Origin of the sequence: Rhizobium sp. SYY.PMSO (assembly GCF_046840415.1) — a bacterium.
GTDB lineage: Bacteria > Pseudomonadota > Alphaproteobacteria > Rhizobiales > Rhizobiaceae > Rhizobium.
The window spans coordinates 2184317-2204374 of record NZ_CP177349.1; the positions used below are offsets into that span (position 1 = coordinate 2184317).

General features: G+C 61.0%; 24 protein-coding genes. 8 read left to right on the plus strand and 16 right to left on the minus strand.

All coding sequences use genetic code 11. The features are described 5' to 3' along the window. Nucleotides 1-152 precede the first annotated feature (152 nt). From ACJJVH_RS10575 to ACJJVH_RS10625, 11 genes are all read right to left on the minus strand, one after another. A complete protein-coding gene (locus tag ACJJVH_RS10575) occupies nucleotides 153-983 on the minus strand; it encodes a class I SAM-dependent methyltransferase (RefSeq protein WP_412063880.1) in 831 nt (276 codons plus the stop codon). A gap of 42 nt (nucleotides 984-1025) precedes the next feature. Continuing rightward, the gene (locus ACJJVH_RS10580; protein ID WP_112801794.1) at nucleotides 1026-2069 is read right to left on the minus strand and encodes a Gfo/Idh/MocA family protein; all 1044 of its coding nucleotides are present in this window, start codon (nucleotides 2067-2069) and stop codon (nucleotides 1026-1028) included. Nucleotides 2070-2077: 8 nt separating this feature from the next. Beyond that, nucleotides 2078-2863: a ThuA domain-containing protein gene (locus ACJJVH_RS10585; RefSeq protein WP_112801792.1), complete on the minus strand. Its 786-nt coding sequence runs from the start codon at nucleotides 2861-2863 to the stop codon at nucleotides 2078-2080. A 163-nt stretch (nucleotides 2864-3026) separates the two neighbouring features. Then, nucleotides 3027-3368, minus strand: a complete 342-nt coding sequence (locus ACJJVH_RS10590) for an SMR family transporter (protein ID WP_112801790.1) — start codon at nucleotides 3366-3368, stop codon at nucleotides 3027-3029. A gap of 19 nt (nucleotides 3369-3387) precedes the next feature. After that, on the minus strand, nucleotides 3388-3951 hold the full coding sequence (locus ACJJVH_RS10595; RefSeq protein ID WP_113356420.1) for a TetR/AcrR family transcriptional regulator: 564 nt from the start codon (nucleotides 3949-3951) through the stop codon (nucleotides 3388-3390). 96 nt (nucleotides 3952-4047) lie between these two features. Beyond that, the gene (locus ACJJVH_RS10600; RefSeq protein WP_412063881.1) at nucleotides 4048-5136 is read right to left on the minus strand and encodes an ABC transporter ATP-binding protein; all 1089 of its coding nucleotides are present in this window, start codon (nucleotides 5134-5136) and stop codon (nucleotides 4048-4050) included. Nucleotides 5137-5229: 93 nt separating this feature from the next. Further along, nucleotides 5230-6105: a carbohydrate ABC transporter permease gene (locus tag ACJJVH_RS10605; protein ID WP_112801783.1), complete on the minus strand. Its 876-nt coding sequence runs from the start codon at nucleotides 6103-6105 to the stop codon at nucleotides 5230-5232. A gap of 1 nt (nucleotide 6106) precedes the next feature. Next, on the minus strand, nucleotides 6107-7012 hold the full coding sequence (locus ACJJVH_RS10610) for a carbohydrate ABC transporter permease (RefSeq protein ID WP_112801781.1): 906 nt from the start codon (nucleotides 7010-7012) through the stop codon (nucleotides 6107-6109). Nucleotides 7013-7084: 72 nt separating this feature from the next. Beyond that, entirely contained in the window at nucleotides 7085-8353 is a 1269-nt protein-coding gene (locus tag ACJJVH_RS10615) for an extracellular solute-binding protein (RefSeq protein ID WP_112801779.1), read from the minus strand. A gap of 234 nt (nucleotides 8354-8587) precedes the next feature. After that, nucleotides 8588-9481, minus strand: coding sequence for a sugar phosphate isomerase/epimerase family protein (locus tag ACJJVH_RS10620; RefSeq protein ID WP_112801778.1), 894 nt, complete (start codon nucleotides 9479-9481; stop codon nucleotides 8588-8590). A 4-nt stretch (nucleotides 9482-9485) separates the two neighbouring features. Further along, entirely contained in the window at nucleotides 9486-10529 is a 1044-nt protein-coding gene (locus ACJJVH_RS10625; protein ID WP_112801776.1) for a Gfo/Idh/MocA family protein, read from the minus strand. A gap of 135 nt (nucleotides 10530-10664) precedes the next feature. Here ACJJVH_RS10625 and ACJJVH_RS10630 point away from each other — a divergent pair, with 135 nt between their 5' ends. The 3 genes from ACJJVH_RS10630 to ACJJVH_RS10640 all read left to right on the plus strand — a co-directional run bounded on the left by ACJJVH_RS10630 (nucleotide 10665) and on the right by ACJJVH_RS10640 (nucleotide 12573). Next, nucleotides 10665-11708, plus strand: a complete 1044-nt coding sequence (locus tag ACJJVH_RS10630) for a substrate-binding domain-containing protein (protein ID WP_112801875.1) — start codon at nucleotides 10665-10667, stop codon at nucleotides 11706-11708. 90 nt (nucleotides 11709-11798) lie between these two features. Next, entirely contained in the window at nucleotides 11799-12188 is a 390-nt protein-coding gene (locus ACJJVH_RS10635; protein WP_113356417.1) for a group II truncated hemoglobin, read from the plus strand. Nucleotides 12189-12195: 7 nt separating this feature from the next. Further along, nucleotides 12196-12573 carry a DUF423 domain-containing protein gene (locus tag ACJJVH_RS10640; protein ID WP_113385677.1) on the plus strand — a complete coding sequence of 126 codons (378 nt, stop codon included), beginning with the start codon at nucleotides 12196-12198 and terminating at the stop codon, nucleotides 12571-12573. Nucleotides 12574-12720: 147 nt separating this feature from the next. On the opposite strand, the gene ACJJVH_RS10645 is transcribed toward ACJJVH_RS10640, so the two are convergent. The 5 genes from ACJJVH_RS10645 to ACJJVH_RS10665 form a co-directional block, all read right to left on the minus strand. After that, the gene (locus ACJJVH_RS10645; protein ID WP_113356415.1) at nucleotides 12721-13035 is read right to left on the minus strand and encodes an antibiotic biosynthesis monooxygenase family protein; all 315 of its coding nucleotides are present in this window, start codon (nucleotides 13033-13035) and stop codon (nucleotides 12721-12723) included. 18 nt (nucleotides 13036-13053) lie between these two features. Continuing rightward, nucleotides 13054-13332 carry a hypothetical protein gene (locus ACJJVH_RS10650; RefSeq protein ID WP_412063882.1) on the minus strand — a complete coding sequence of 93 codons (279 nt, stop codon included), beginning with the start codon at nucleotides 13330-13332 and terminating at the stop codon, nucleotides 13054-13056. Next, entirely contained in the window at nucleotides 13329-13733 is a 405-nt protein-coding gene (locus ACJJVH_RS10655; RefSeq protein WP_112801768.1) for a DUF2325 domain-containing protein, read from the minus strand. Before ACJJVH_RS10655 ends, ACJJVH_RS10650 begins: the two co-directional genes overlap by 4 nt. A gap of 191 nt (nucleotides 13734-13924) precedes the next feature. Beyond that, nucleotides 13925-15040, minus strand: a complete 1116-nt coding sequence (locus ACJJVH_RS10660; protein ID WP_412063883.1) for a TonB family protein — start codon at nucleotides 15038-15040, stop codon at nucleotides 13925-13927. 139 nt (nucleotides 15041-15179) lie between these two features. After that, nucleotides 15180-15644 (minus strand): hypothetical protein, encoded by a 465-nt coding sequence (locus tag ACJJVH_RS10665; protein WP_112801873.1) that lies wholly within the window; start codon nucleotides 15642-15644, stop codon nucleotides 15180-15182. A 192-nt stretch (nucleotides 15645-15836) separates the two neighbouring features. Here ACJJVH_RS10665 and hemP point away from each other — a divergent pair, with 192 nt between their 5' ends. From hemP to ACJJVH_RS10690, 5 genes are read left to right on the plus strand one after another with little or no spacing between them, the layout of a single operon-like run. Then, nucleotides 15837-16010 (plus strand): hemin uptake protein HemP, encoded by a 174-nt coding sequence (gene hemP, locus ACJJVH_RS10670; protein ID WP_112801870.1) that lies wholly within the window; start codon nucleotides 15837-15839, stop codon nucleotides 16008-16010. A gap of 9 nt (nucleotides 16011-16019) precedes the next feature. Further along, the gene (locus ACJJVH_RS10675) at nucleotides 16020-17072 is read left to right on the plus strand and encodes a hemin-degrading factor (RefSeq protein ID WP_412063884.1); all 1053 of its coding nucleotides are present in this window, start codon (nucleotides 16020-16022) and stop codon (nucleotides 17070-17072) included. A gap of 10 nt (nucleotides 17073-17082) precedes the next feature. Then, nucleotides 17083-18015 carry a heme/hemin ABC transporter substrate-binding protein gene (locus ACJJVH_RS10680; protein ID WP_112801762.1) on the plus strand — a complete coding sequence of 311 codons (933 nt, stop codon included), beginning with the start codon at nucleotides 17083-17085 and terminating at the stop codon, nucleotides 18013-18015. Between the two features lie 19 nt (nucleotides 18016-18034). After that, complete coding sequence (locus ACJJVH_RS10685; RefSeq protein WP_412065158.1) at nucleotides 18035-19126, plus strand: FecCD family ABC transporter permease; 1092 nt, start codon at nucleotides 18035-18037, stop codon at nucleotides 19124-19126. 7 nt (nucleotides 19127-19133) lie between these two features. After that, nucleotides 19134-19925 carry a heme ABC transporter ATP-binding protein gene (locus tag ACJJVH_RS10690; RefSeq protein ID WP_112801758.1) on the plus strand — a complete coding sequence of 264 codons (792 nt, stop codon included), beginning with the start codon at nucleotides 19134-19136 and terminating at the stop codon, nucleotides 19923-19925. The last annotated feature ends 133 nt before the right edge of the window (nucleotides 19926-20058 follow it).

The window sequence follows — 20058 nt, forward strand, 5'->3', positions numbered from 1 at the left end:
TACGACCGGACATGCTGCGACACACCGCCGCGGAAGATAAACACCCGGCTGGCTCATGATGAATGTTGCGGGGAGATCGATGATCCGGCTGCCGAACGGAAAATCGAGGCCCGAGGAAAGCGCCGGGATCGCGATGCGGGGCATCCGGGCCCTTACACCGCCCGGGCGATCATCTCGATCGGCGCCAGCAGGCCGGCTTCCACAGACGTGTTGACATTTCCGCTCCGTTCCGATGCCCGTGGCCCCATCAGCGTGCGAATTCCGGGATTTCCCCCTTCGCCTGCCGACGCTGCCTTGGCCCGCGCCTCATGCGCCAGCCGAATTGCCAGGGCGCTGCGATCCTGCTCCAGCTCAACCACGAAGCCTGCTTCCTCCAGCAGCTGGCGATAGATTGCCGGGCTGCGGACAAAACTTGTCTCCGGCGTCATTGCCCACGGCATAGGATAGGGTAGCGTGCCTTCGCGCATCTGCATGATTTCGTAAAGCCCGAAGCGACCGCCCGGCTTGAGGATGCGCCTGATTTCGCCAAACAGCGCGGCCTTTTCCTCGATGTTCATGCCGACGTGAATGAGCGTCGTGCGGTCGAAGCCGCCGCTCTCGAAGGGTAGCGACAATGCGCTCCCCTGCCGGAACGACACTCGATCCGCCAAACCGCATCGGGCCGTCAGCGAATTGGCGACCTGAACGAATTCGTCGGTGAGATCGATGCCCGATACGGTGCACCCATAGGCATCGGCAAAATGGCGGGCGGGTCCGCCCAGCCCGGAGCCGATATCGGCGAGCAGCAGACCGGCGGCAAGATCGAGATCGCGCGCGAACTCCGCCGTGGCCGCATGACGCCCCAGATGAAACTCATCGACGCCTGCGAGATCGCGAAGGCGCAGATTGTCGATATCCTTGCCGTTCTCGGCAAGCGTTTGCAGGATCGCCGTTTCCAGCGATCCGTGCGTATAGTGGCTTGCAACTTTTTCCTCGGTCGACATTCGAACCTCTCCCAAGGCGTTGCCCGAAGGCCGATGATGACATCAAACCTTCAGTTCGCGCCGTTCCGTTTCCGTCACCATGGCAAGATCCAGCACGCGCTGCAAGTTGGCGGCGTGACGGAAGCTCGGGTCCTGACTGCTGCCGGTCATGACGGCCTCGGCGAAGCGTTGATAGTTCGTCGGGACCGGCGGCACCTCAAGAACCCGCCATGTCGCCGTTTCCGTATCGTCGCCAAGGCAGCCGCGCAGTTCGGAACCGTTCGGGCTGTGGGATACTTCCAGGCCGCCGCGCTCGCCGTAGATACGCAGCTTCAGCTCGTTCAGATGCCCCGTCGCCCAGCGGCTCGCATGCACGACGCCGAGCGCGCCGTTGGCGAAATCGACCGACATCGAGAAGCTGTCGTTCGCATCGAGCGTATATTCGCCGATGCGCTCGCCGGGTGCTTTCGCAAAAGTCTTCAGCCGGGCGAAGACGTGATCGATATCGGTCGCGGCGCCATAGGCGGCAAAGTCGAGGATGTGGATGCCGATATCCCCGAGAACACCGTTGGAGCCATGCCCGGTCGACAGGCGCCACAGCCATTTGGATTCGCTGCGCCAGTCGCCCCACGCCTTGGAGACGAGCCAGCTTTGCAGATAGGAGGCCTCCACATGCTTGACCGTGCCGATCTCGCCCGAAATCACCATCTCGCGCGCCTTCTGCAGCTGCGCGACATTGCGATAGGTCAGGTTGACCATGTTGACGACCCCTGCCCTTTCGGCAGCTTCCGTCATCTCCAGTGCCTTTTCATAGTTCTCCGCGAGCGGCTTCTCGCAGAGAACGTGCTTGCCGGCGGCAAGCAGCGGCAGGGTCGTCGGATTGTGAGCCTTGTCCGGCGTGACGTTCGTCACCGAATCGAACTCACCCCAGGCCAGCGCCTCGTCCAAAGACAGGAAGCGCTTCTTGATATCGAACGTATCGCAAAAGGCGGTGAGCCTCGTCGCATCCGTGTCGACGGCGCCGACAATCTCGACGCCGGGAATGCGGGCAAAATGCTCCACATGGTTCTTCGCCATGCCGCCCGTGCCAACTACAATGAGACGCATCTGATACCTCAGCGATAACCGGCTTCGCCGGCCTGATGGAGTTTCGGGCCGCGCTCGACGATCGGCTCCAATGCCTTCTCGACCGGCACGTTCGGCGCGTCGTGGATGCTGGCCTGCGTGCCGAGCGGGTTGTGCGCCCACTTCACGGAGTTGATCAGAACCTTTTGCACCGTGTCGTTGTGATAGGTCGGATAAGTCTCGTGACCCGGGCGGAAATAGAAGATGTTGCCCGCGCCGCGGCGCCAGGTCATGCCCGAACGGAAGACTTCGCCGCCCTGAAACCAGGAAATGAACACGGTTTCCAGCGGCTCCGGAACGGAAAACTGCTCGCCATACATTTCCTCGTTCTCAAGCTCGAAATGCTCGCCGAGACCCGCTGCGATCGGATGGCGGGGATTGATGACCCACAAACGCTCGCGCTCGCCGGCTTCGCGCCACTTCAGCGCGCAGGGCGTTCCCATCAGGCGCTTGAAGATCTTGGAGAAATGGCCGGAATGCAGGACGATGAGCCCCATGCCTTCCCACACGCGCCTGGCGACGCGCTCGACCACCTCATCCTTGACGGCGCCATGGTCCTTGTGGCCCCACCACAAAAGGACATCGGTATCCTTCAGCCGGGCTTCGGTAAGACCATGCTCCGGCTCCTGCAACGTTGCAGTGGTTGCCTGAATACCGGCATCGGCGTTCAGCGCCTTGGCGATGGTGTTGTGCATGCCTTCCGGATAGATCTCGGCGACGACCTTGTTGGTCTGCTCATGAATGTTCTCGCCCCAAACGACGGCACGAATAGTCATTACGGCACTCCTCTGATACCATTGAGATTAAATAGGTTATGCGGTCCAAAGCGCTTTGGGAAAGCGCCGCATTTCAAGCCTCCGGCAGCCTATCTGCGCAAGACATAATGCCTCCACAGCGATTTGACAAAGGCAAAAGCAACCATGAACAACACCTGTGTTTTCAGTGCGACACGGATTTTGAAAACAGGTTCACGACCAGCACGCCGGCGATGATCAGCGCGAGCCCGACGATGGCGGCGAGATCGAGTTTCTGGCGGAAAAGCACCACCCCCACCATCGAAATCAGCACGATGCCGAGCGCGCTCCAGATGGCATAGGCGATGCCCACCGGGATGACCCGCAACGTTACCGAGAGGCAATAGAATGCCGCCGTATAGCAGATCACCAGGACGATCGTCGGTCCGAGACGGGTGAACTGCTGCGACAACTGCAACGCCGTCGTGCCGATCACCTCCAGCACGATCGCAACCAGCAGCATTGCATAGACCGATGCGTTCGCCATTCCATAGTCTCCGATAATGTTAGAGCTGCGTCAGTTCGACCAGCCGGTCGACCAGCCGTTGACGGGCGCTTTGGTCCATGTCGTGGCTGCCGAGCAGATCCGCGAGCCAGATCCCGTCAGTCGCCAGCCTGACGATCGCCGCATCCACCGAGGAGTCGGTGCCGACATATTCCTCGCTGCGCTCGCGCACCCATTCGCGCCAGCGCTGCCGCAGGTGCGGCTCGCTGAGCAGCACCATCGTTACCTGCGCCCAGTCCTTGTTGCCCTGCGGCTGATCGCGCAGAGCCAGGCAGGCATGCAGATAGCCTCGGGTAAAGCGGCCATGCGGCAGCGGATCGGCGCGCATCGCTTCTTCGATCGCAGCGTCCAGCCGCGCCAGCAGACTGTCGAACAACGCTTCCAGAAGCATGTTCTTGCTGGGGAAATGATGCAGCAAACCACCCTTGCTGACGCCGGACGCGCCTGAAACGGCATCCAGCGTCACCGCCGTCATCCCCTTTTCGGAAGCAAGCCGCGCCGCCACCTCCAGCAATTGCTGGCGGACGAACACTGGTTGCTTCTTTCTATGGTGCGCAGTGGACATGGCGGCATAACATACCAGTTGGACGGTTTCGTCAATGATCTAATCGGCGACCTTCGAAGGTCCTTGAATATGGCTGGTCTTTCTGTTGTTTCCTCCTCAGTTTACGGAATGATGGGCCGCATCCGCTTCATCGAAGATACTGACCTTTGTGGCATCGACGGCAAAGGCGATTGGCGAGCCGGTGGTAATCGTCGTCATGCCGGGATCGGTGCCGATGATCTTCGAGCCGTCCTTGAGCCGGACGTGAACGAGCGAACGGTCGCCCAGACGCTCGATGGTCTCGACCTGACCGCCAATATCGCCCTTGTCGGCCGTCGTGACGACCAGATGCTCCGGGCGTATGCCAAGCGTCAGTCCGGAATTCGACAAGCCTTCGAGAGCAATCGCCGTCTTGATCACCGATCCGTCCGGCAACGTGGCCGTCGCCAGCCCGCCCGCCTCGCTGACGCCGGCGATATTGATGAAGTTCATGCCCGGCGAACCGACGAACTGTGCGACATAGCGCGTGGCGGGTCGTGTATAGATCTCGACGGGTGTCGCCACCTGCTCGATCTTCTTGTTGTTCAGAAGCACGATGCGGTCGGCGAGCGTCATTGCCTCCACCTGGTCGTGGGTAACGAACACCATCGTCGCGCCCAGCCGCTCGTGCAGCTGCGCCAGCTCGACGCGCGTGCGCGTGCGCAGGCCGGCATCGAGGTTGGAAAGCGGCTCGTCGAAGAGGAAGACATCGGGTTCGCGCACGATGGCGCGGCCGATGGCGACACGCTGGCGCTGGCCGCCGGAAAGCGCCGAGGGCTTGCGATCCAGCAGATGCGGCATTTCCAGGATCTTCGCAGCCTCTTCGATGCGCCGGTCGATCTCGGCCTTCGGCGTTTTGATATTCCGCAAGCCGAAGGACATGTTGTCGCGAACGGTCATATGCGGATAAAGCGCGTAGGATTGGAAGACCATCGAGACGCCGCGCTCGCCGGGCGGCAGCTGGTCGACGCGCTTGCCGCCGATCCAGATTTCGCCGCTGGTGATCGATTCCAGACCCGCGATCATGCGCAGCAATGTCGACTTGCCGCAGCCCGATCCGCCGAGGAAAACGACGAACTCGCCGCGCTCGATCGTCAGATCGATGTCGTTCAGGACCTGCACGGCACCGAAATGCTTGGTGAGGGATTTGATATTGATACCTGTCACTTTACGCCTCCTGCGGAAAATCGAATGTCGTCGGACTTGCCATTCTTCGCGCCCCGTCCGACCGGCAAGGCCGGAACGGGACTTCCGCATTGTTCATTTGACGGCACCCACGGCGACGCCGCGCGTCAGGGTCCGCTGGAAGATCAGGAAGAAGATGATCGTCGGGGTAATGCCCAGCAGCGATGCCGCTGCGATCGCGGTCGGCTCCTGCGTGTTGGAACCTGAGAGAACGCCCATGGCGACAGAGACCGTCTGGTTGTTGTTGGAGACAAGAAAAACCAGGGGAATCAGAAACTCGTTCCACGTCCAGATGAAGAAGAAGGTCGCCAGCACTGCCAGCGTCGGCCTGAGCACCGGGACGATCACCAACCACAGGATCTGCCAGCGGGAGGCATTGTCGATCTGTGCCGCTTCGATGATCTCTCGCGGAAATGTGGCCATGACTGACGACAGCAGATAGGTGCCGAAAGCCGTGTGCAGGACGCCGAAGATCAGTATCACGGCGAACATCGAGTCGAACAGGCCGACCTGCTTGGACATGTAGTAGAGCGGATAGACCAGCGCCTCCTGCGGGGCCATGATCGAAATCAACAGAATGACGAGCATCACCTGTCCGCCGCGCACGCGGCCAATACCGATGGCATAGGCATTGAGCAGACTTAAAACGACGGCCAGGATAGCCGTGCAAACGCTGATGAGGATGCTATTGAAGAGCTTGCGCGGAAAATCGACGGTGGCCCAGAAGTTCTTCAGCGCCGTCAGATCAAAGCTGTGAGGCAAGGCGAGCGGTCCGTTGGCCGCATAGTCTGACGGCGTCTTGATCGCGTTGAGCGCCGCCAAAAGAAATGGAAACAGCGTGCTTGCCAGGAACACAAGCAGGATGGCCAGGACGACCCAACGCCCGAAGCCCTTTTTCTGAGGATTGTCAGACGAAACCGCCTGCGCTGAAATCGAGGATGTGGCCGTCATATCAGTGCCCTCCTTCGGATTGCTTCGACTGCATGCGCAGGAATACCACCCCGAGCACGATGGTCATGACCGTCTGCAGGGTTGCGATGGCGGCGGCATAGCCGACGCGGTTCGTCGTGAAGAAATGATAATAGGACAGATAGGATGGCACCGTCGTCGCATTGTCGGGACCGCCCGAGGTGAGCACGTAGATCGGCGCGAAAACCTTGAGCGCGGCGATCAGCGTCGTCAGCGCAACGACGAAGATTTCCGGCATCAGCATCGGGATCGTGATGGAGCGGAAGCGCCCGAACCAGCTCGCATTGTCGAGCTCGGCAGCCTCGTAAAGCGAAGGATCGACACGCGCCAGACCCGACATGAAGACGACGAGGCAATAGCCGACCTGCACCCACACGATAACGGCCGAAACCGCCCAGAGCGCGTAATTGGCGTCGCCCAGCCAGTTTTTGGCAAGGAAATCGAGCCCGATCGCCTTCAACACCGCATTGATGATGCCGATCGGGTTGAGAATCCAACCCCATAGGACGCCGGCAGCAGTCAGAGGCAGGATCTGCGGCAGATAGAAGCCTGCGCGGAAGAAGCTCGACCACGTCTCGTTGAATTTGGCGCTGATATAATCGAATAGCACCGCCGCGAGCACCAGCCCGAGAAGGATCGGCACGATGGTCATCGAAATGATGAAAAGGACCGTATGCTGGATCGAGCTCCAGAAGACGGTGTCCTGCAGCAACCTCTGATAATTCTCCAGACCGACATAGCGGGGCAGGAAATTGCCGCCCTTCCATGTCGTGAAGCTGATTGCGAAATTGGCAATCAGGGGAATGAGCACGATAAGAACAAACCCCAGCACGCCGGGGATCATATAAAGATAGTACCCCGCCCTGCCGGCGCTCTTCGACTTATCCATCGAAATCCTCCAGTCCGATACGGCGAGGCGGCATGAAAGCCGTCCCGCCGTTGTGATTGTAGCCGATGGTGTTTACTGCGCTGCCTGCGCGTCGTCGTAAGCCTTCTTCAGGCGCTCCACGAACTGGTCAGGCGTGGTCGAGCCGTTCACGAGGCCGGTGGTTGCCTGGATCAGCAGCTCGTAATAGCCGGGAACCGGCCAGTCCGGATAGAAGCCCAAGCCGCCCTTGCCGGAAATCTGATTGAAGAGTTCGACGTTGCGCTTGCCGACTTCGTCGGTGATGGCAGCCGGATCGGCAGCGATGGCGACACCGCCGAGGTTTGCCTGCAGATTTTGGTTATCCTTGCTGAGAACCAGATCGATGAACTCGTAGGAGAGGTCCTTGTTCTTGGCGCTCTTCGGCACCATGAACATGCTGCCCGTCGAACCCGTGCTGTACTTCGGCGTCGGGAAGATGAACTGGCTCCACTTGAAGTTCTTGATCGTGCCGGCGAAGTTGCCGTTGTTCCAGGTGCCGCTGACGAACATCGGCGCCTTGCCGGACGAGAAGAGGTTATCGGCACCGCCGGTACCCTTCAGACCCGTCGAATCCTTGGAGATGTACCCCTTGCTCACCCAGTCGGCGATCTTCTGTGCGGCGAACAGGAAAGGCTTGGTGTCGAGCGGAGCCTTGAGGCCCTGATAGTTCTTCACCCAGGTATCGTCGGCCTGCGTGAGCGCCAGCGTATAGAGCAGGTGCTGCGCATTCGAATCCACCGTGCCATAGGCGAGCGGCGTGATGCCCTTCTCTTTGAAAGTAGCGAGCGCCGCTTCGAATTCTTCGAGCGTCGTCGGCACCTTCACGTTGTTGGCCTTGAACATATCCTCATTATAGAAGACCGAGACGAATTCGGCGTAGGCCGGAATGCCGATCATCGGACCGGAGCCATAGACGCCGTTCTCGTCGTATTTGCTGAGCTGCGTGTTGGTTTCATTGAGGATCTTGTCCCAGCCGCGCGATTTGAATTCGTCGTCGAGCGGCGTCAGCAGGCCCTGCGAAGCGACGAGACCGGCCGTGGCGTTGCCCTTGTTATATTCAAGGACATCCGGGGCCTGGTCCGAATTGAGGATGAGGCTCCCTGCCTTCTGCAATTGTTCGAAGGTCTTCTGTTCGAAATTGATATTGATATCGGGGTGCTTGGCCTTCAGCGCTTCCAGAGCCTTCGTCCATGCCTTGGCCTGCGGGGTATCCGGCAGCTCGTACCACCAGACGTTAAACGTCTTGCTCTGGGCTTGCGCCACGCCGGCAGCCAACAGTAGCGACATGCCAGCCGAGATCGCCAGCTTCGAAAAAATATTCATATATTCTCCTCCACCATGCGAACCGTGACGGTGTTAGTCCGACGACATGGCTCGCGCTGCCGTCGGCGTTTTTCTCTTCTTTTGCCGGGTGCCCGCCTCTCCCGCGGGACGACGAACAGACGCTCGGCAATTCCTCCGTTTGGATGCCCGTCTTGCGCCGGGGCGTCAGCCTCCGGGCAGTTGATTAACGCACAACTCGTCTTCTAAATCGATGCAGATTCGCAAATATGTGCGCTATTCGACGAATTCCCCACCCCGGCAGCTCTTCAAATAGTTCAAGCCGTGGACCTGGCCAGTCATCTCCAGCGCATCGCGATAGACCGGATCGTGCCAGCCCTCGATGTCGATGGAGCCGGACCAGCCGGCAAGGCGCAGTTCGGAAATGATGTCGGTCCAGTTGCTGTCGCCGAAACCGGGGGTACGCATGAAGACGAACTTCTCCTTGCCGAAGATGCCGTGCTCCTTGATGACATCCCAGCGGATCGTCGCATCCTTGCCATGGACGTGGAAAATCTTTTTCGCCCATTTGCGGATCTGCGGCAGCGGCTCGATCAGATAGACCATCTGATGGCATGGCTCCCATTCCAGCCCGAGATTGTCGTCCGGCGTCTCGTTGAACATCAGCTCCCAGGCATCCGGATTGTGCGCGATGTTCCAGTCGCCGGTCGCCCAGTTGCCGTCCATGGCACAATTTTCGAAGGCGATCCTGATGCCCTTGTCGGCAGCACGCTTGGCAAGCTCGCTCCAGACCTGCTTGTAGCGCGGCAGGCTGTCGGTGAGCGGCTTGTTGCGGACACGGCCGGTAAAGCCAGCGACGCAGGTGGCGCCGAAATGATGGGCGTTGTCGATGCAGTCCTTCCAGCCCTGCAGCGTCTGCAGGTCCAGCTCGTGCTCTTCCAGCGGATTGCCGAACATGCCAAGCGTCGAAATCGTGATGTCGCGATCGCCGATGGCATCGCGGCAGCGCTTGCCGAGTTCCGCAAGGTTCTGGCCATTCGTGGTCTGCCAGAAGAAAGGTTCGAAGCTCTCGAAGCCCAGATCGGCGATCTTGGCGATGCCCTTGGCGGCATCCTCGTTCGTGGCCCTGATCATCGTTCCGATGCGGATGGCCTTTGCCGGATTAGTCATGATGTCACTGTCCTTGTGCTGAGATATCGACGCGCCGGCCTGTCCTGGCGCTCTCGATCGCACCGAGAACCATGGCGAGGCTGCGAATGTTGTCACCGCTGGCCGTTTCGGGCGGCTTGCCGGTCCTGATCGCTTCGATGAAGGAGGCGATGACGCTGGCATGGCCATGCGTCTCTTCCTCGTGACTGGGCCCGGGAACCTCGATCGGCGTGAAGCCGTGCAGCAGCCCCGGCTCGTTGCCGGCGACGGCGGCCTCGAAATTCTCCTCGCCGTCCCAGGTCAGCATGCCCTTGCTGCCGGTCAGCCGCCATTGGCTTTCCCAGCTCGTGCGCCGTCCCTCGGCGCACCAGGAGCCGCGATAGCTGAAGACGACATCGTCGGAAAAATCGAAGAGCGCATGAGCCGATGCGCCATGCTTGTACCAGGATCCGACCGGGTTCTTCTCGACGCAATAGACCGAGAGCGGCACCTTGCCGGAAACGAAGCGGGCGGCATCGAAGGTATGGATGGCCATGTCGAGCAGCAGCACATTGTCCATCTCCTCGCGGAAGCCGCCGAAATGCGGTCCGAGGAAGAAATCGCAATGAATGCCCGTCAATGCGCCGATCGCCCCCTCTTCCACCAGGCGCCGCATGCGACGGATGCCGGAGATGAAGCGACGGTTCTGGATGATGGCGTGAACCCTGCCTGCCTCGGCTGCGAGGTGGATCAGCTCGGCGCCCTCAGCCAGTGACGTCGCCATCGGCTTTTCGCTCAGCACATGGCAGCCGGCCTTCAGCGCCGTCGAGACCACGCCGAAGCGGGCCGCCGGGATGACGATGTCGAAGACCAGATCGGCCTTGGTCGCGGCGATGACCGCAGCCAGATCCGAGCCGATGACGACATTTTCGAGGGAAAACTCTTTCGCAAGGTTTTCTGCGGTCGCTCGATTGAGGTCGACCAGACCGACGATGCGAATGGATTCGGCGAGCGCCGGCGTCGAGGCGATGGCCCTGAGCCAGCCCTTGGACATAGCTCCGCACCCGCACAAAATGGCATTAAATTTCACGATGTCCTCCAGCGGGCGGCGCGCAACCCCTCATGACACGCGCTCCGTAAACGTTTACGATACTATGCGAAAAGATTTTCCTGTGTCAATAGAGGAGGACTATGGAAAATGGTTCAGGGAGGAAAACCGCGGCCGATGAAGGGAATTCGTCAGCTTGCCGAACATCTCGATATTTCGATCGGCACAGTATCACGAGCATTGAACGGCAAGCCTGATGTCAACGAGGAGACCCGCAAGCGCGTTCTCGCCGCCGCCGAGCAGTTGGGCTATGTCGCCAACCAATCCGGGCGCAGCCTTCGGCAAGGCACGACGAACGTCATCGGCCTGATGATCCAATCCAGCCGGGAAACGGTCGAAAACAGCGACAATTTCTTCCTGACCGTGACGGGCGGATTGCAGAGCGTCTTCTCGCGCCACAAGCTCGATCTGATCATGCTGCCCTGCCCGCATGACGAAGACCCTTATGAATATCTGAAGCGCATGGTGGCGCGGCGCATCGTCGATGCCCTGATTATTTCGGAGACGCAGCGTGTCGACAAGCGCTTCGATCTGCTCGCCAAGGCGAAGATTCCCTTCGCAGCGCTCGGACGCAGTCTTTCGGGCACGCAACATCCCTGGGTCGACCTCGATTTCGGCGGCGTGATCAATTGCGCCATCGACCGGCTCGTGGCGCATGGGCATCGCCGCATTGCCATCAGCGCGCCGTCGAGCGACATCAATCTCGGCTTCGTTTTTGTGGAGGGATATCGCCGGGCGCTGGAGCGGCATGGCATCCTCTATGACCCCGCCCTAGTCATTCGCGCCAAATCGAGCGAACAGGGCGGCTATCAGGTCGCGGACGAGCTGCTTCGTCTCGAGGACAGGCCGACGGCCGTGATCCTGATCTATGAGCTGATGGCGATCGGCCTTTATCGGCGCGTCATGGAATCCGGCATCATTCCGGGCCGCGACATTGCCGTGGTGAGTTTCCGCGAGGCGCCGCGCGCCAAATTCCTGCAACCGGCGCTGACCTGCTTCCGAACGTCGCTACACGACCTCGGCGTCGAACTGGCGGAAATCCTGCTGTCCAGCATGCCTGCCTACAGCCACGAATATTCCAGAAAGTCGCGCCAGACGGTCTGGCCGCTGGAGCTCATCCCCGGCGAAAGCGATGCTTTCCGGCTGACAACAACGAAATAAAGCAGCGCCGAAACGCCGCACCGGCCGCATCGACGGTTGCGGCGCCATCCGTCAGTTGTCATGTAGGACATCGCAAACAGGGGCCGAGGCTTGAGCGAAGAAACCATCACACTTTACGAAGCGATCGGCGGCGAGCGGACAGTGCGGGCGCTGACGTCGCGTTTCTACGAACTGATGGATACCTTGCCGGAGGCAGCCAATTGCCGGGCGGTGCATCCGCCGAGCCTCGAAGGCTCGCAGGAGAAATTCTACGAATATCTGACCGGTTATCTGGGCGGACCGCAGCTTTATATCGAGAAGCGCGGCCACCCGCGCCTGCGCAGCCGGCATTTCGTCGCTGCCATCGGCCCGCGGGAGCGCGATGAATGGCTGTTGTGCTTTCGCCGCGCCATGGACGAAACCATCGAGAACGAAAAACTAAGGGCGATCATCTGGGAGCCGGTCGAGCGTCTGGCCTTCCATATGCAGAACAGGGAATGAGAAAGTCATGAGCATTGGCGCCAAGATCCGACCAGTCACCCTGTTTGTCGCCGGCATTCTCGGCGGCGGCGGCGTCGCGCTCGCCGCAGCCGCAACTCATGGCGGCGATGCCCATTTCCTCGGCGCGGCCTCTGCCATGAGCCTCGCCCACGCCCCTGCCCTGCTGGCGCTTTATGCCGGCTATGACCGCATCCGCACGGCGCCGCTTGCCGCTGTTCTGCTGGGACTGGGAACGCTGATTTTCGCCGGCGACCTCATCAACAGGCATTTCGGCGGCGGCTCGCTCTTTCCGATGGCGGCCCCGGCGGGCGGAATGGGCATGATCGCCGGCTGGGTTGCGATAGCGCTCGGCGCGTTCTTTAGGGCCGGCACCGCAAAAGCGTGACGCAGGCATCATTGCGACCGGTGTTCTGCCTAACCCGGCTGCCCGGAGCGGTTCCGCGTTTCACGAAATCGCTCTATCTCTCTGCTTTTTACGTAATTTCGGACGGAAAACCGCTGCGCACTTTTCCGGGGGTTGCTCTAATTCGGTTTAGATCCCCGGCACCACGCTGAAACCTTCGAATTGCGGCGGCCCCCAGTAGAGGCGCTTGTTTTCTCCCGCATTGCGATGCGCCATGCGGAAATGCTCGGATTTCGTCCAGTTGATGAAATCCTCTTCGCTGTGCCAGGTGGTGTGCGAGGAAAACAGCGTATAGCCTTCCTCGATATCCGACTTGCCGCGCAGGAGCCGGAACTCCAAGAAACCGGGCACCTCGGAGAGCCGGGAATCCCGCCCTCGCCAGACCTCTTCGAATTCGCCCTCCAAACCGATGACGACCTTGAAGCGGTTCATGGCGATGTACATGGCAACCTCTTTCGACGATCAGACCTTCTTGCGGCGCGGAGCAGTTTTATCCACCCTCGGCGCAAAGGCAACGACATTCGCGCCATCGCGGCTGGCTTCATCCAATGGCTGGTCCGGCGCCTCCCCCGGCTGCCGTGTCTTCCAGACAGGAAAAGCCGCCACGTTCGCGGCACGCTGCCGGTCTTCGGCACGGCGCATCAACAGTTCGTAAAGTTCAGGCACCAGCCCGTCGCCATTCTGCGCGGCCAGCTTATGCAGGCCGATCAGCATAAACCCGTCAGGGCCATTCTCGATCATTGGGAAACGTCTCGTTCTTTCATGGTCTGCAGCGCACGCTCGAGGCTGGACTTGCTGCCGTTGCGCAGGGGAATGAAGGCCTTGCCGAATTTCTTGCAGCCGGTCTTCACCCGCAGGCAGGCATCGTGGCTGATACAGTCGATGGGGCAGAAGACGCAGTCGACCGAAGGCAGAACGGTATCGATGCGCGACACCGCCTCACGCAGGCCGCCATCGTGGTGGATCAGCTCGGCGCCGAAGTTGCTGGCGATCTGGCGCAAATGCGCCACCTGGCAATCGCGGCCGCCGACATAGAGGAAACTGCGGCCGTCGAGACCGGATCTTCCGGACACCGGCTCCGGCGCCGACGTTTGCGCCTGCCGGCCATCGCGGCCAAAATCCCTCTTCCCCTTACGCGCCATGTATCACCCGTTTGTTGGTTGCTCTCGCGCTCGATTCCATCGAGCACGAGGCGACCATATTAAACATGAGTTTTGGAGTAAAGTATAAAGTTGAGAGTTTTCATCATATTTTAATACGGCGAACTGCCGCCTGTATTTTTCCGGAACCAAAGCGCGATATAGAAGCGGCATGAGCACCGTTACGGTTAAACTCAGCGCCCCGTCACCTGAACTTCCTGAGTAAAGGACCAGCTCGGCTTGCCCCATTCCGGCGGCAGCGGCGGGAATGGAGCGGCACGACGAATTCCATCCGTAACAGCCTGATCCAGCTCGGGAATACCGGAACTGCGCGCAATCGAAAGAGAGCTCAAATCACCGCCCGAGCCGATCGTAAGGCGTACACGTACCGTAATTCCACCTTGATATTTCGACGAAAGTCGAACAGCTCTACGAATGCGAGCCTGGACTTTACCCGGGTAGTTGGCAACGGCCGCGCTACCCGAACCCATCCGGCGAGCATTCGATTGCGAATTGTTATCCGACTGTACCGCCTCGGTGCCGTCGACGGAACCTCTCTTCGAATCCTGCTGACTTTCGCCTCTCGATCCCGATTTCGCCTTCACGATCTTTGCGACCGGCTTTTTGATTTCCTTCGGCTTTGCAACCGGTTTCGGCTTCGCAACAGGGGTCACTACTTCCGGCGCGGGCTCGACCGGTTGGGCCTCAACGACCTGAGTGTCTACCGGCTGCACGGGTTCGGTTGGCTGAATGACCGTCGTCTCGGCCGGTGCCTGAGTTGCCAGAATTTGCGGCTGCTCGGATGTTACTGTTTCAGGTTGCACCTGCTCGACCGGCTGGACAGCTTCGGCCGTTTCGACCGGCTGAGCCTCTGTCGTCTGCGGCTGAACGACGTCCGGCTGAGGTGGCTGCGCTTCCTCAGGGGTAACTTCCGTGGGCTGAACCGTCTGCGGCTGAACGGTCTCTGCCGTCACCTGTTCCGGCTCAGGCTGTTGATTCTCTTCACCCTCCGCCATCTGATCGGTATCGGAACTGCCGATCATGATCACGCTGACGGTATCCCCTGCCTCTTCCTGCGCATCTTCCGGCGTCGGTACGAAAGTTATCAGCAGGATCGCCACGATCGCGACATGAAACAGGCAAGAGCCGAGGCCGGAGAAAACAAGCGACGTTTTACGCCGTGTCGCTGCCCTGCCTTCCCTTTCCGGCAGCGCATCCATCGACAACGGCTCGGTTGTCTCGATGGCGGCAGGGCCTGCCGGGTTATCCGGAAAGGAATCGATCTGCGTAAAGCGGATGTAGTGCGCCACGGCCTCGCCGGCCGGCGGCCGCGGTCCGTCGAGGCCGGTCAATTCGTGGCCCGGCAGCACGCTCGGATAATTGTCATTCATGCCGCCGCAGGTGCGGTGGCGCTCCATGGGAACCTTCACCGAGCGCGGCGCCATGGCGTCAGCCCTCGAAAGGAACTGATGTCTGGGAGCGGGTCGTCAGCGCCGCCTTGCATTCGCCGGCGGCCGGGCCATCGCAGACCGGCGTGTCGTTGATGATGATGCGCGTCACGGTCTCGCACTTCACGCCGGGCATGTCGAATTGCCGCACCCGCTTCTTGCCGAGCGGCAGATCGCGGAAATCGAGAACGGTGACGCGATCGACGGCGTTCTTGTCGTTGAAGAAGGCAAGCTCGAACGAAATCTTGTTGATGGGCGTCGCCATGTCGTTTTCGGCGACGAACGTCATCATGCATCCCTTCTGCGAAGGAGCCAGGGCATTGAGTTCGACGTTGAGCTTGTGCGCAGACGACGGAGCGGCCGATGCAGGCGCTGCCGCGTTCGCGTCCTGGGCAAAGGCGGAAACACAGGAAGTTGCCGCAAACAGCCCCGAAGCAGCGAGCGCCAAGATCGTTTTCGTCAGCATCGACATGTCTCCTGAATATCCTTGACGCGTGCTTGCCCGGCCAACGGCCCTGGCGTGTACCGTCGAAATTTTTAAACTTGACTTTAGTGGTCTTCTATTGCGTCTTTATGGAACCATGAGTATGAGAGTCAAGATAAATTTGGCCGGACAACGGTTCGGCCACCGATGAATTTTCAGGCAAAACTAAACAGGATGATTGCTGAGAAGACCCCACCGCAGCCGGCGCAATGCACGGCGGCACCACAGATAAGAATGGTCGAGAGCACGGATATTTTCCGGGGCCAGACCGAAATCATGATCAAGCATGAAGGCGTCATCTACCGCATGAGGATTACGCGCCAAGGCAAGCTCATACTCAACAAATAGGCATGACAGATGACTGAGACCCGACCCACTCCCGCCGAAATCCGCGCCTTCCGCGCCGAGAACCCGAAGATGCGCGAGCGCGACATCGCGGCCCGCCTCAATATCTCCGAGGCTGCCCTTGTGGCGGCCGAAGTCGGCATCTCGGCCATCCGCATCGATGCCAGCGTCGATCGCTTCCTGGAGCGGATCGCCTCGCTCGGCGAGATCATGGCCCTGTCGCGCAACGAAAGCGCTGTTCACGAAAAGATCGGCGTCTACGAAAACATGAAGTCCGGCGTGCAGGCGGCTATCGTACTGGGCGAGAATATCGACCTGCGTATTTTCCCGAAGCGCTGGGTCCATGGTTTCGCCGTCACCAAGAGCGACGGCGATCAGAAGAAGCTCAGCCTGCAGTTCTTCGACAAGGCGGGCGATGCCGTCCACAAGATACATCTGCGTCCCGCCTCGAACGTCGATGCCTATCACGCCATGGTCGCCGAACTGCGGATCGAGGACCAGTCGCAGGAATTCGTCGAGGATCGCTCGGGTTATGACAACGGCGCGACGGATGGCGACGTCAGCCGCGACGAATTGCGCGACCACTGGAGCCGCATGACCGATACGCATGAATTCTTCGGCATGCTGAAGAAGCTGAAGATCGGCCGCCAGGACGCGATCCGCACCATCGGCGACGATTACGCATGGAAGCTGGATTCCGGCGCTGTGGCCGAGATGATGCACGCCTCCGTGCGCGAGGGCCTGCCGATCATGTGCTTCGTCGCCAACGAAGGCACCGTGCAGATCCATTCCGGCCCCATCTTCAACGTGCAGACCATGGGCCCGTGGATCAACATCATGGACCCGACCTTTCATTTGCATCTGCGGCAGGACCACATCGCCGAAGCCTGGGCCGTGCGCAAGCCGACCAAGGACGGCCATGTAACCTCGCTGGAAGCCTATAACGCCAAGGGCGAGATGATCATCCAGTTCTTCGGCAAGCGGAAGGAAGGCTTCGATGAGCGCCCGGATTGGCGCGTCATCATGGAAAACCTGACGAAAGCCGGCACCAGCGTCGCCGCATGAGAGATGGCCGATGACGATGTTTAGCAACCTCAAGCGCATCCGGCCGTGGGAAATCGCCCTGACCGTGGTGGTGATGGCCCTCCCCCTCGTGCCGGCGAATCCCATTGCCGGCTTCGGTAGCCTCGTGCGCCATGCGCATGCTGCCGAATCACCCAAGCTGGATACCTCGCGCCTCGTCTCCATCGGCGGCGATGTCACAGAGATCATCTATGCGCTCGGTGAGGAAAAGCGGCTTATCGCTCGCGATTCGACCAGCCTCTACCCCAAGGAGGCGACCCAGCTTCCGGATGTCGGCTATATGCGCGCGCTGTCGCCGGAAGGCATCCTGGCCGTCAATCCGACGGCCATCATCGCCGTCGAAGGGTCCGGCCCGCCGGAAGCATTGGCTGTACTGCGCAATGCCAGCCTGCCATTCGAGACCGTGCCGCAGCATTACGATCGCGACGGCATTCTGAAAAAGATCGAGGTCGTCGGCGCGCTGCTCGGCGTACCGGACAAGGCCAAGGCGCTGGAAGACAAGGTCGCGGCCGATCTCGACGCGGCGATCAACGATTCCGCCAGGCGTCCGGAAGCCGAGCGCAAGCGCGTGCTCTTCATCCTGAGCAACCAGAACGGCAAGATCCTCGCCTCCGGCAGCGATACGGCCGCCGATGGCATCATCAAGCTCACCGGCGCCATCAATGCGATCAGCGGCTTCTCCGGCTACAAGTCGGTAACGGATGAAGCGATCATCGAAGCCAAGCCCGACGTCATCCTCATCATGGATCGCGAAGGCCCGCTGTCGATGTCGAACGAGGATCTGCTCAAGCAGCCGGCCATTTCGCTGACGCCCGCCGCCAGCCACAAGGCTGTCGTGCGCATGGACGGCCTGCATCTGCTCGGCTTCGGACCACGCACCGCCAGCGCCATCCGCGAGCTGAACGCCGCGATCTACGGAGGCTGACGTGGCATTCAACGATGCCATGGCAGGGCTGAAGCAGATGTCGCAATCCACGGCACGCCGTCGCGAAGGGGATCGCACCGCACTTGCGGTCCTCGTCATCGCCGGCCTCGTACTGGTTTCGGCGGCTGCATTTCTCTTCTCGATCACGACCGGCGCCTCGAATGCCTCCGTCATCGACGTGATTGCCGGCATGCTGGGCGGCAGCGCCGAAAGCACGCTCAGCATGCGCGACCGCATCGTCATTTTCGATATCCGCCTGCCGCGCGCCGTGCTGGGCTTCCTGATCGGAGGCGGCCTGGCTGTTTCGGGCGCGGTCATGCAAGGCCTCTTCCGCAATCCGCTGGCCGATCCGGGCCTGATCGGCGTATCCGCCGGCTCGAGCCTCGGCGCAGTCGCCATGATCGTCCTCGGCGGCGGCGTGCTGGCTCCGGTAGTGCATCTCTTCGGCATTTTCGCCCTGCCTGTCGCGGCCTTCATCGGCGGCCTGGCAACGACGATACTGCTCTACAAGATCGCGACGAGGCATGGACAGACATCCATCGCAACCATGCTGCTCGCCGGCATCGCCCTCGGTTCGCTCGCTCTCGCGGCGACCGGAATCCTCATCTACATGGCCGATGACAGGCAATTGCGCGACCTCACCTTCTGGAGCATGGGCTCGCTGGCCGGCTCGACCTGGGGCAAGGTTGCCGGTGCCGGCCCGATCATCGTCCTTTCCCTCCTGCCGCTTCCCTTCATGGCGCGCGGGCTGAACGCACTGACGCTCGGCGAGGCGGCGGCCTTCCACATGGGAATCGCCGTGCAGCGGCTGAAGAATATCGCCATCGTCAGCGTGGCCGCGGCTGTGGGCGCCTCCGTCGCGGTCAGCGGCGGCATCGGCTTCGTCGGCATCGTCGTACCGCATATCCTGCGCATGGTGATCGGTCCCGACCATCGTTTCCTGCTGCCCGCCTCGGCGCTGCTGGGCGGCTCGCTGCTCGTCACCGCCGATGTGGTGGCCCGTACCATCGTCTCGCCGGCGGAATTGCCCATCGGCATTCTGACGGCCGGCGTCGGCGGCCCGTTCTTCCTGTGGATGCTGCTGCGGCAGCGCTCTCGCCTCAGCCTGTGAGCCTGCGATGATCGAAGTCTCCAATCTGAGTGTCCGGCTTGCCGGCAAGACCGTCGTGCAGGACATATCCTTCACGGCCGAGGCCGGAACGCTGACGGCGATCTGCGGACCGAACGGCTCGGGCAAGACCACCACGATGAAAGCCGTCTCCGGCGAGCTGGCCCATGGCGGCGCCGTGCACATGAACGGTGCGGAGATCGGCGGCCTGGCAGCCTGGCAGCTTGCCGAAATGCGCGGTGTCCTGCCGCAGGCAAGCTCGATATCCTTTCCCTTCACCGTCCGCGAAATCGTCCGCATGGGCCTTACCAGCGGGCGCAACCGCCATCCGGAACAGGCCGACCGCACGGCGGCGGAAGCCCTTGCCGCCGTCGATCTCGCCGGCTTCGAAGGCCGCTTCTATCAGGAGCTGTCCGGTGGCGAACAGCAACGCGTGCAGCTTGCCCGCGTGCTGTGCCAGATCTCCGAGCCGGTCATCGACGGCAGGCCCTGCTGGCTGCTCCTCGACGAGCCGGTGTCCAGCCTCGATATCAGCCACCAGCTCACCATCATGACGCTTGCCCGGCAGTTCTGCCGGCGTGGCGGCGGCGTCATCGCCGTGATGCACGACCTCAACCTGACCGCCCTCTTCGCCGACCGGATGGTGCTGCTGAAGAACGGCCGGCTGCATGCCAAGGGCTCGGTCAAGGACGTCCTGACGGACCAGCACCTGCAGGACGTGTTCGGCTGCAACCTGCGCGTCAACCGTGTTCCCGCCGATGGCGCTCCCTTCGTCCTTGCGCATAGCGCGCTGATCGGCTGAGTCGTCTGTTCGTTCTGGAACTTTTGTTGCAGCCGCGCGTTGAGACCCGGTGATCGGAATTGAGGTTCCGAGCGCAAGGTAGCGAGTGTGTCGGATAGCCTCCGACCGCGTGGATAAAAGGCGCCTGAGGGCG

What these genes read in the sequence shown, in the direction of transcription:
- ACJJVH_RS10595 (WP_113356420.1), bottom strand. Translation starts at nt 3,951, where the DNA reads ATGTCCACTGCGCACCATAGAAAGAAGCAACCAGTGTTCGTCCGCCAG.
- ACJJVH_RS10680 (WP_112801762.1), top strand. Translation starts at nt 17,083, where the DNA reads ATGACGATGTTTAGCAACCTCAAGCGCATCCGGCCGTGGGAAATCGCC.
- ACJJVH_RS10650 (WP_412063882.1), bottom strand. Translation starts at nt 13,332, where the DNA reads ATGATCGAGAATGGCCCTGACGGGTTTATGCTGATCGGCCTGCATAAG.
- ACJJVH_RS10685 (WP_412065158.1), top strand. Translation starts at nt 18,035, where the DNA reads ATGGCAGGGCTGAAGCAGATGTCGCAATCCACGGCACGCCGTCGCGAA.
- ACJJVH_RS10580 (WP_112801794.1), bottom strand. Translation starts at nt 2,069, where the DNA reads ATGCGTCTCATTGTAGTTGGCACGGGCGGCATGGCGAAGAACCATGTG.
- hemP (WP_112801870.1), top strand. Translation starts at nt 15,837, where the DNA reads ATGATTGCTGAGAAGACCCCACCGCAGCCGGCGCAATGCACGGCGGCA.
- ACJJVH_RS10620 (WP_112801778.1), bottom strand. Translation starts at nt 9,481, where the DNA reads ATGACTAATCCGGCAAAGGCCATCCGCATCGGAACGATGATCAGGGCC.
- ACJJVH_RS10645 (WP_113356415.1), bottom strand. Translation starts at nt 13,035, where the DNA reads ATGTACATCGCCATGAACCGCTTCAAGGTCGTCATCGGTTTGGAGGGC.
- ACJJVH_RS10610 (WP_112801781.1), bottom strand. Translation starts at nt 7,012, where the DNA reads ATGGATAAGTCGAAGAGCGCCGGCAGGGCGGGGTACTATCTTTATATG.
- ACJJVH_RS10640 (WP_113385677.1), top strand. Translation starts at nt 12,196, where the DNA reads ATGAGCATTGGCGCCAAGATCCGACCAGTCACCCTGTTTGTCGCCGGC.
- ACJJVH_RS10615 (WP_112801779.1), bottom strand. Translation starts at nt 8,353, where the DNA reads ATGAATATTTTTTCGAAGCTGGCGATCTCGGCTGGCATGTCGCTACTG.
- ACJJVH_RS10630 (WP_112801875.1), top strand. Translation starts at nt 10,665, where the DNA reads ATGAAGGGAATTCGTCAGCTTGCCGAACATCTCGATATTTCGATCGGC.
- ACJJVH_RS10605 (WP_112801783.1), bottom strand. Translation starts at nt 6,105, where the DNA reads ATGACGGCCACATCCTCGATTTCAGCGCAGGCGGTTTCGTCTGACAAT.
- ACJJVH_RS10665 (WP_112801873.1), bottom strand. Translation starts at nt 15,644, where the DNA reads ATGCTGACGAAAACGATCTTGGCGCTCGCTGCTTCGGGGCTGTTTGCG.
- ACJJVH_RS10655 (WP_112801768.1), bottom strand. Translation starts at nt 13,733, where the DNA reads ATGGCGCGTAAGGGGAAGAGGGATTTTGGCCGCGATGGCCGGCAGGCG.
- ACJJVH_RS10690 (WP_112801758.1), top strand. Translation starts at nt 19,134, where the DNA reads ATGATCGAAGTCTCCAATCTGAGTGTCCGGCTTGCCGGCAAGACCGTC.
- ACJJVH_RS10585 (WP_112801792.1), bottom strand. Translation starts at nt 2,863, where the DNA reads ATGACTATTCGTGCCGTCGTTTGGGGCGAGAACATTCATGAGCAGACC.
- ACJJVH_RS10575 (WP_412063880.1), bottom strand. Translation starts at nt 983, where the DNA reads ATGTCGACCGAGGAAAAAGTTGCAAGCCACTATACGCACGGATCGCTG.
- ACJJVH_RS10590 (WP_112801790.1), bottom strand. Translation starts at nt 3,368, where the DNA reads ATGGCGAACGCATCGGTCTATGCAATGCTGCTGGTTGCGATCGTGCTG.
- ACJJVH_RS10675 (WP_412063884.1), top strand. Translation starts at nt 16,020, where the DNA reads ATGACTGAGACCCGACCCACTCCCGCCGAAATCCGCGCCTTCCGCGCC.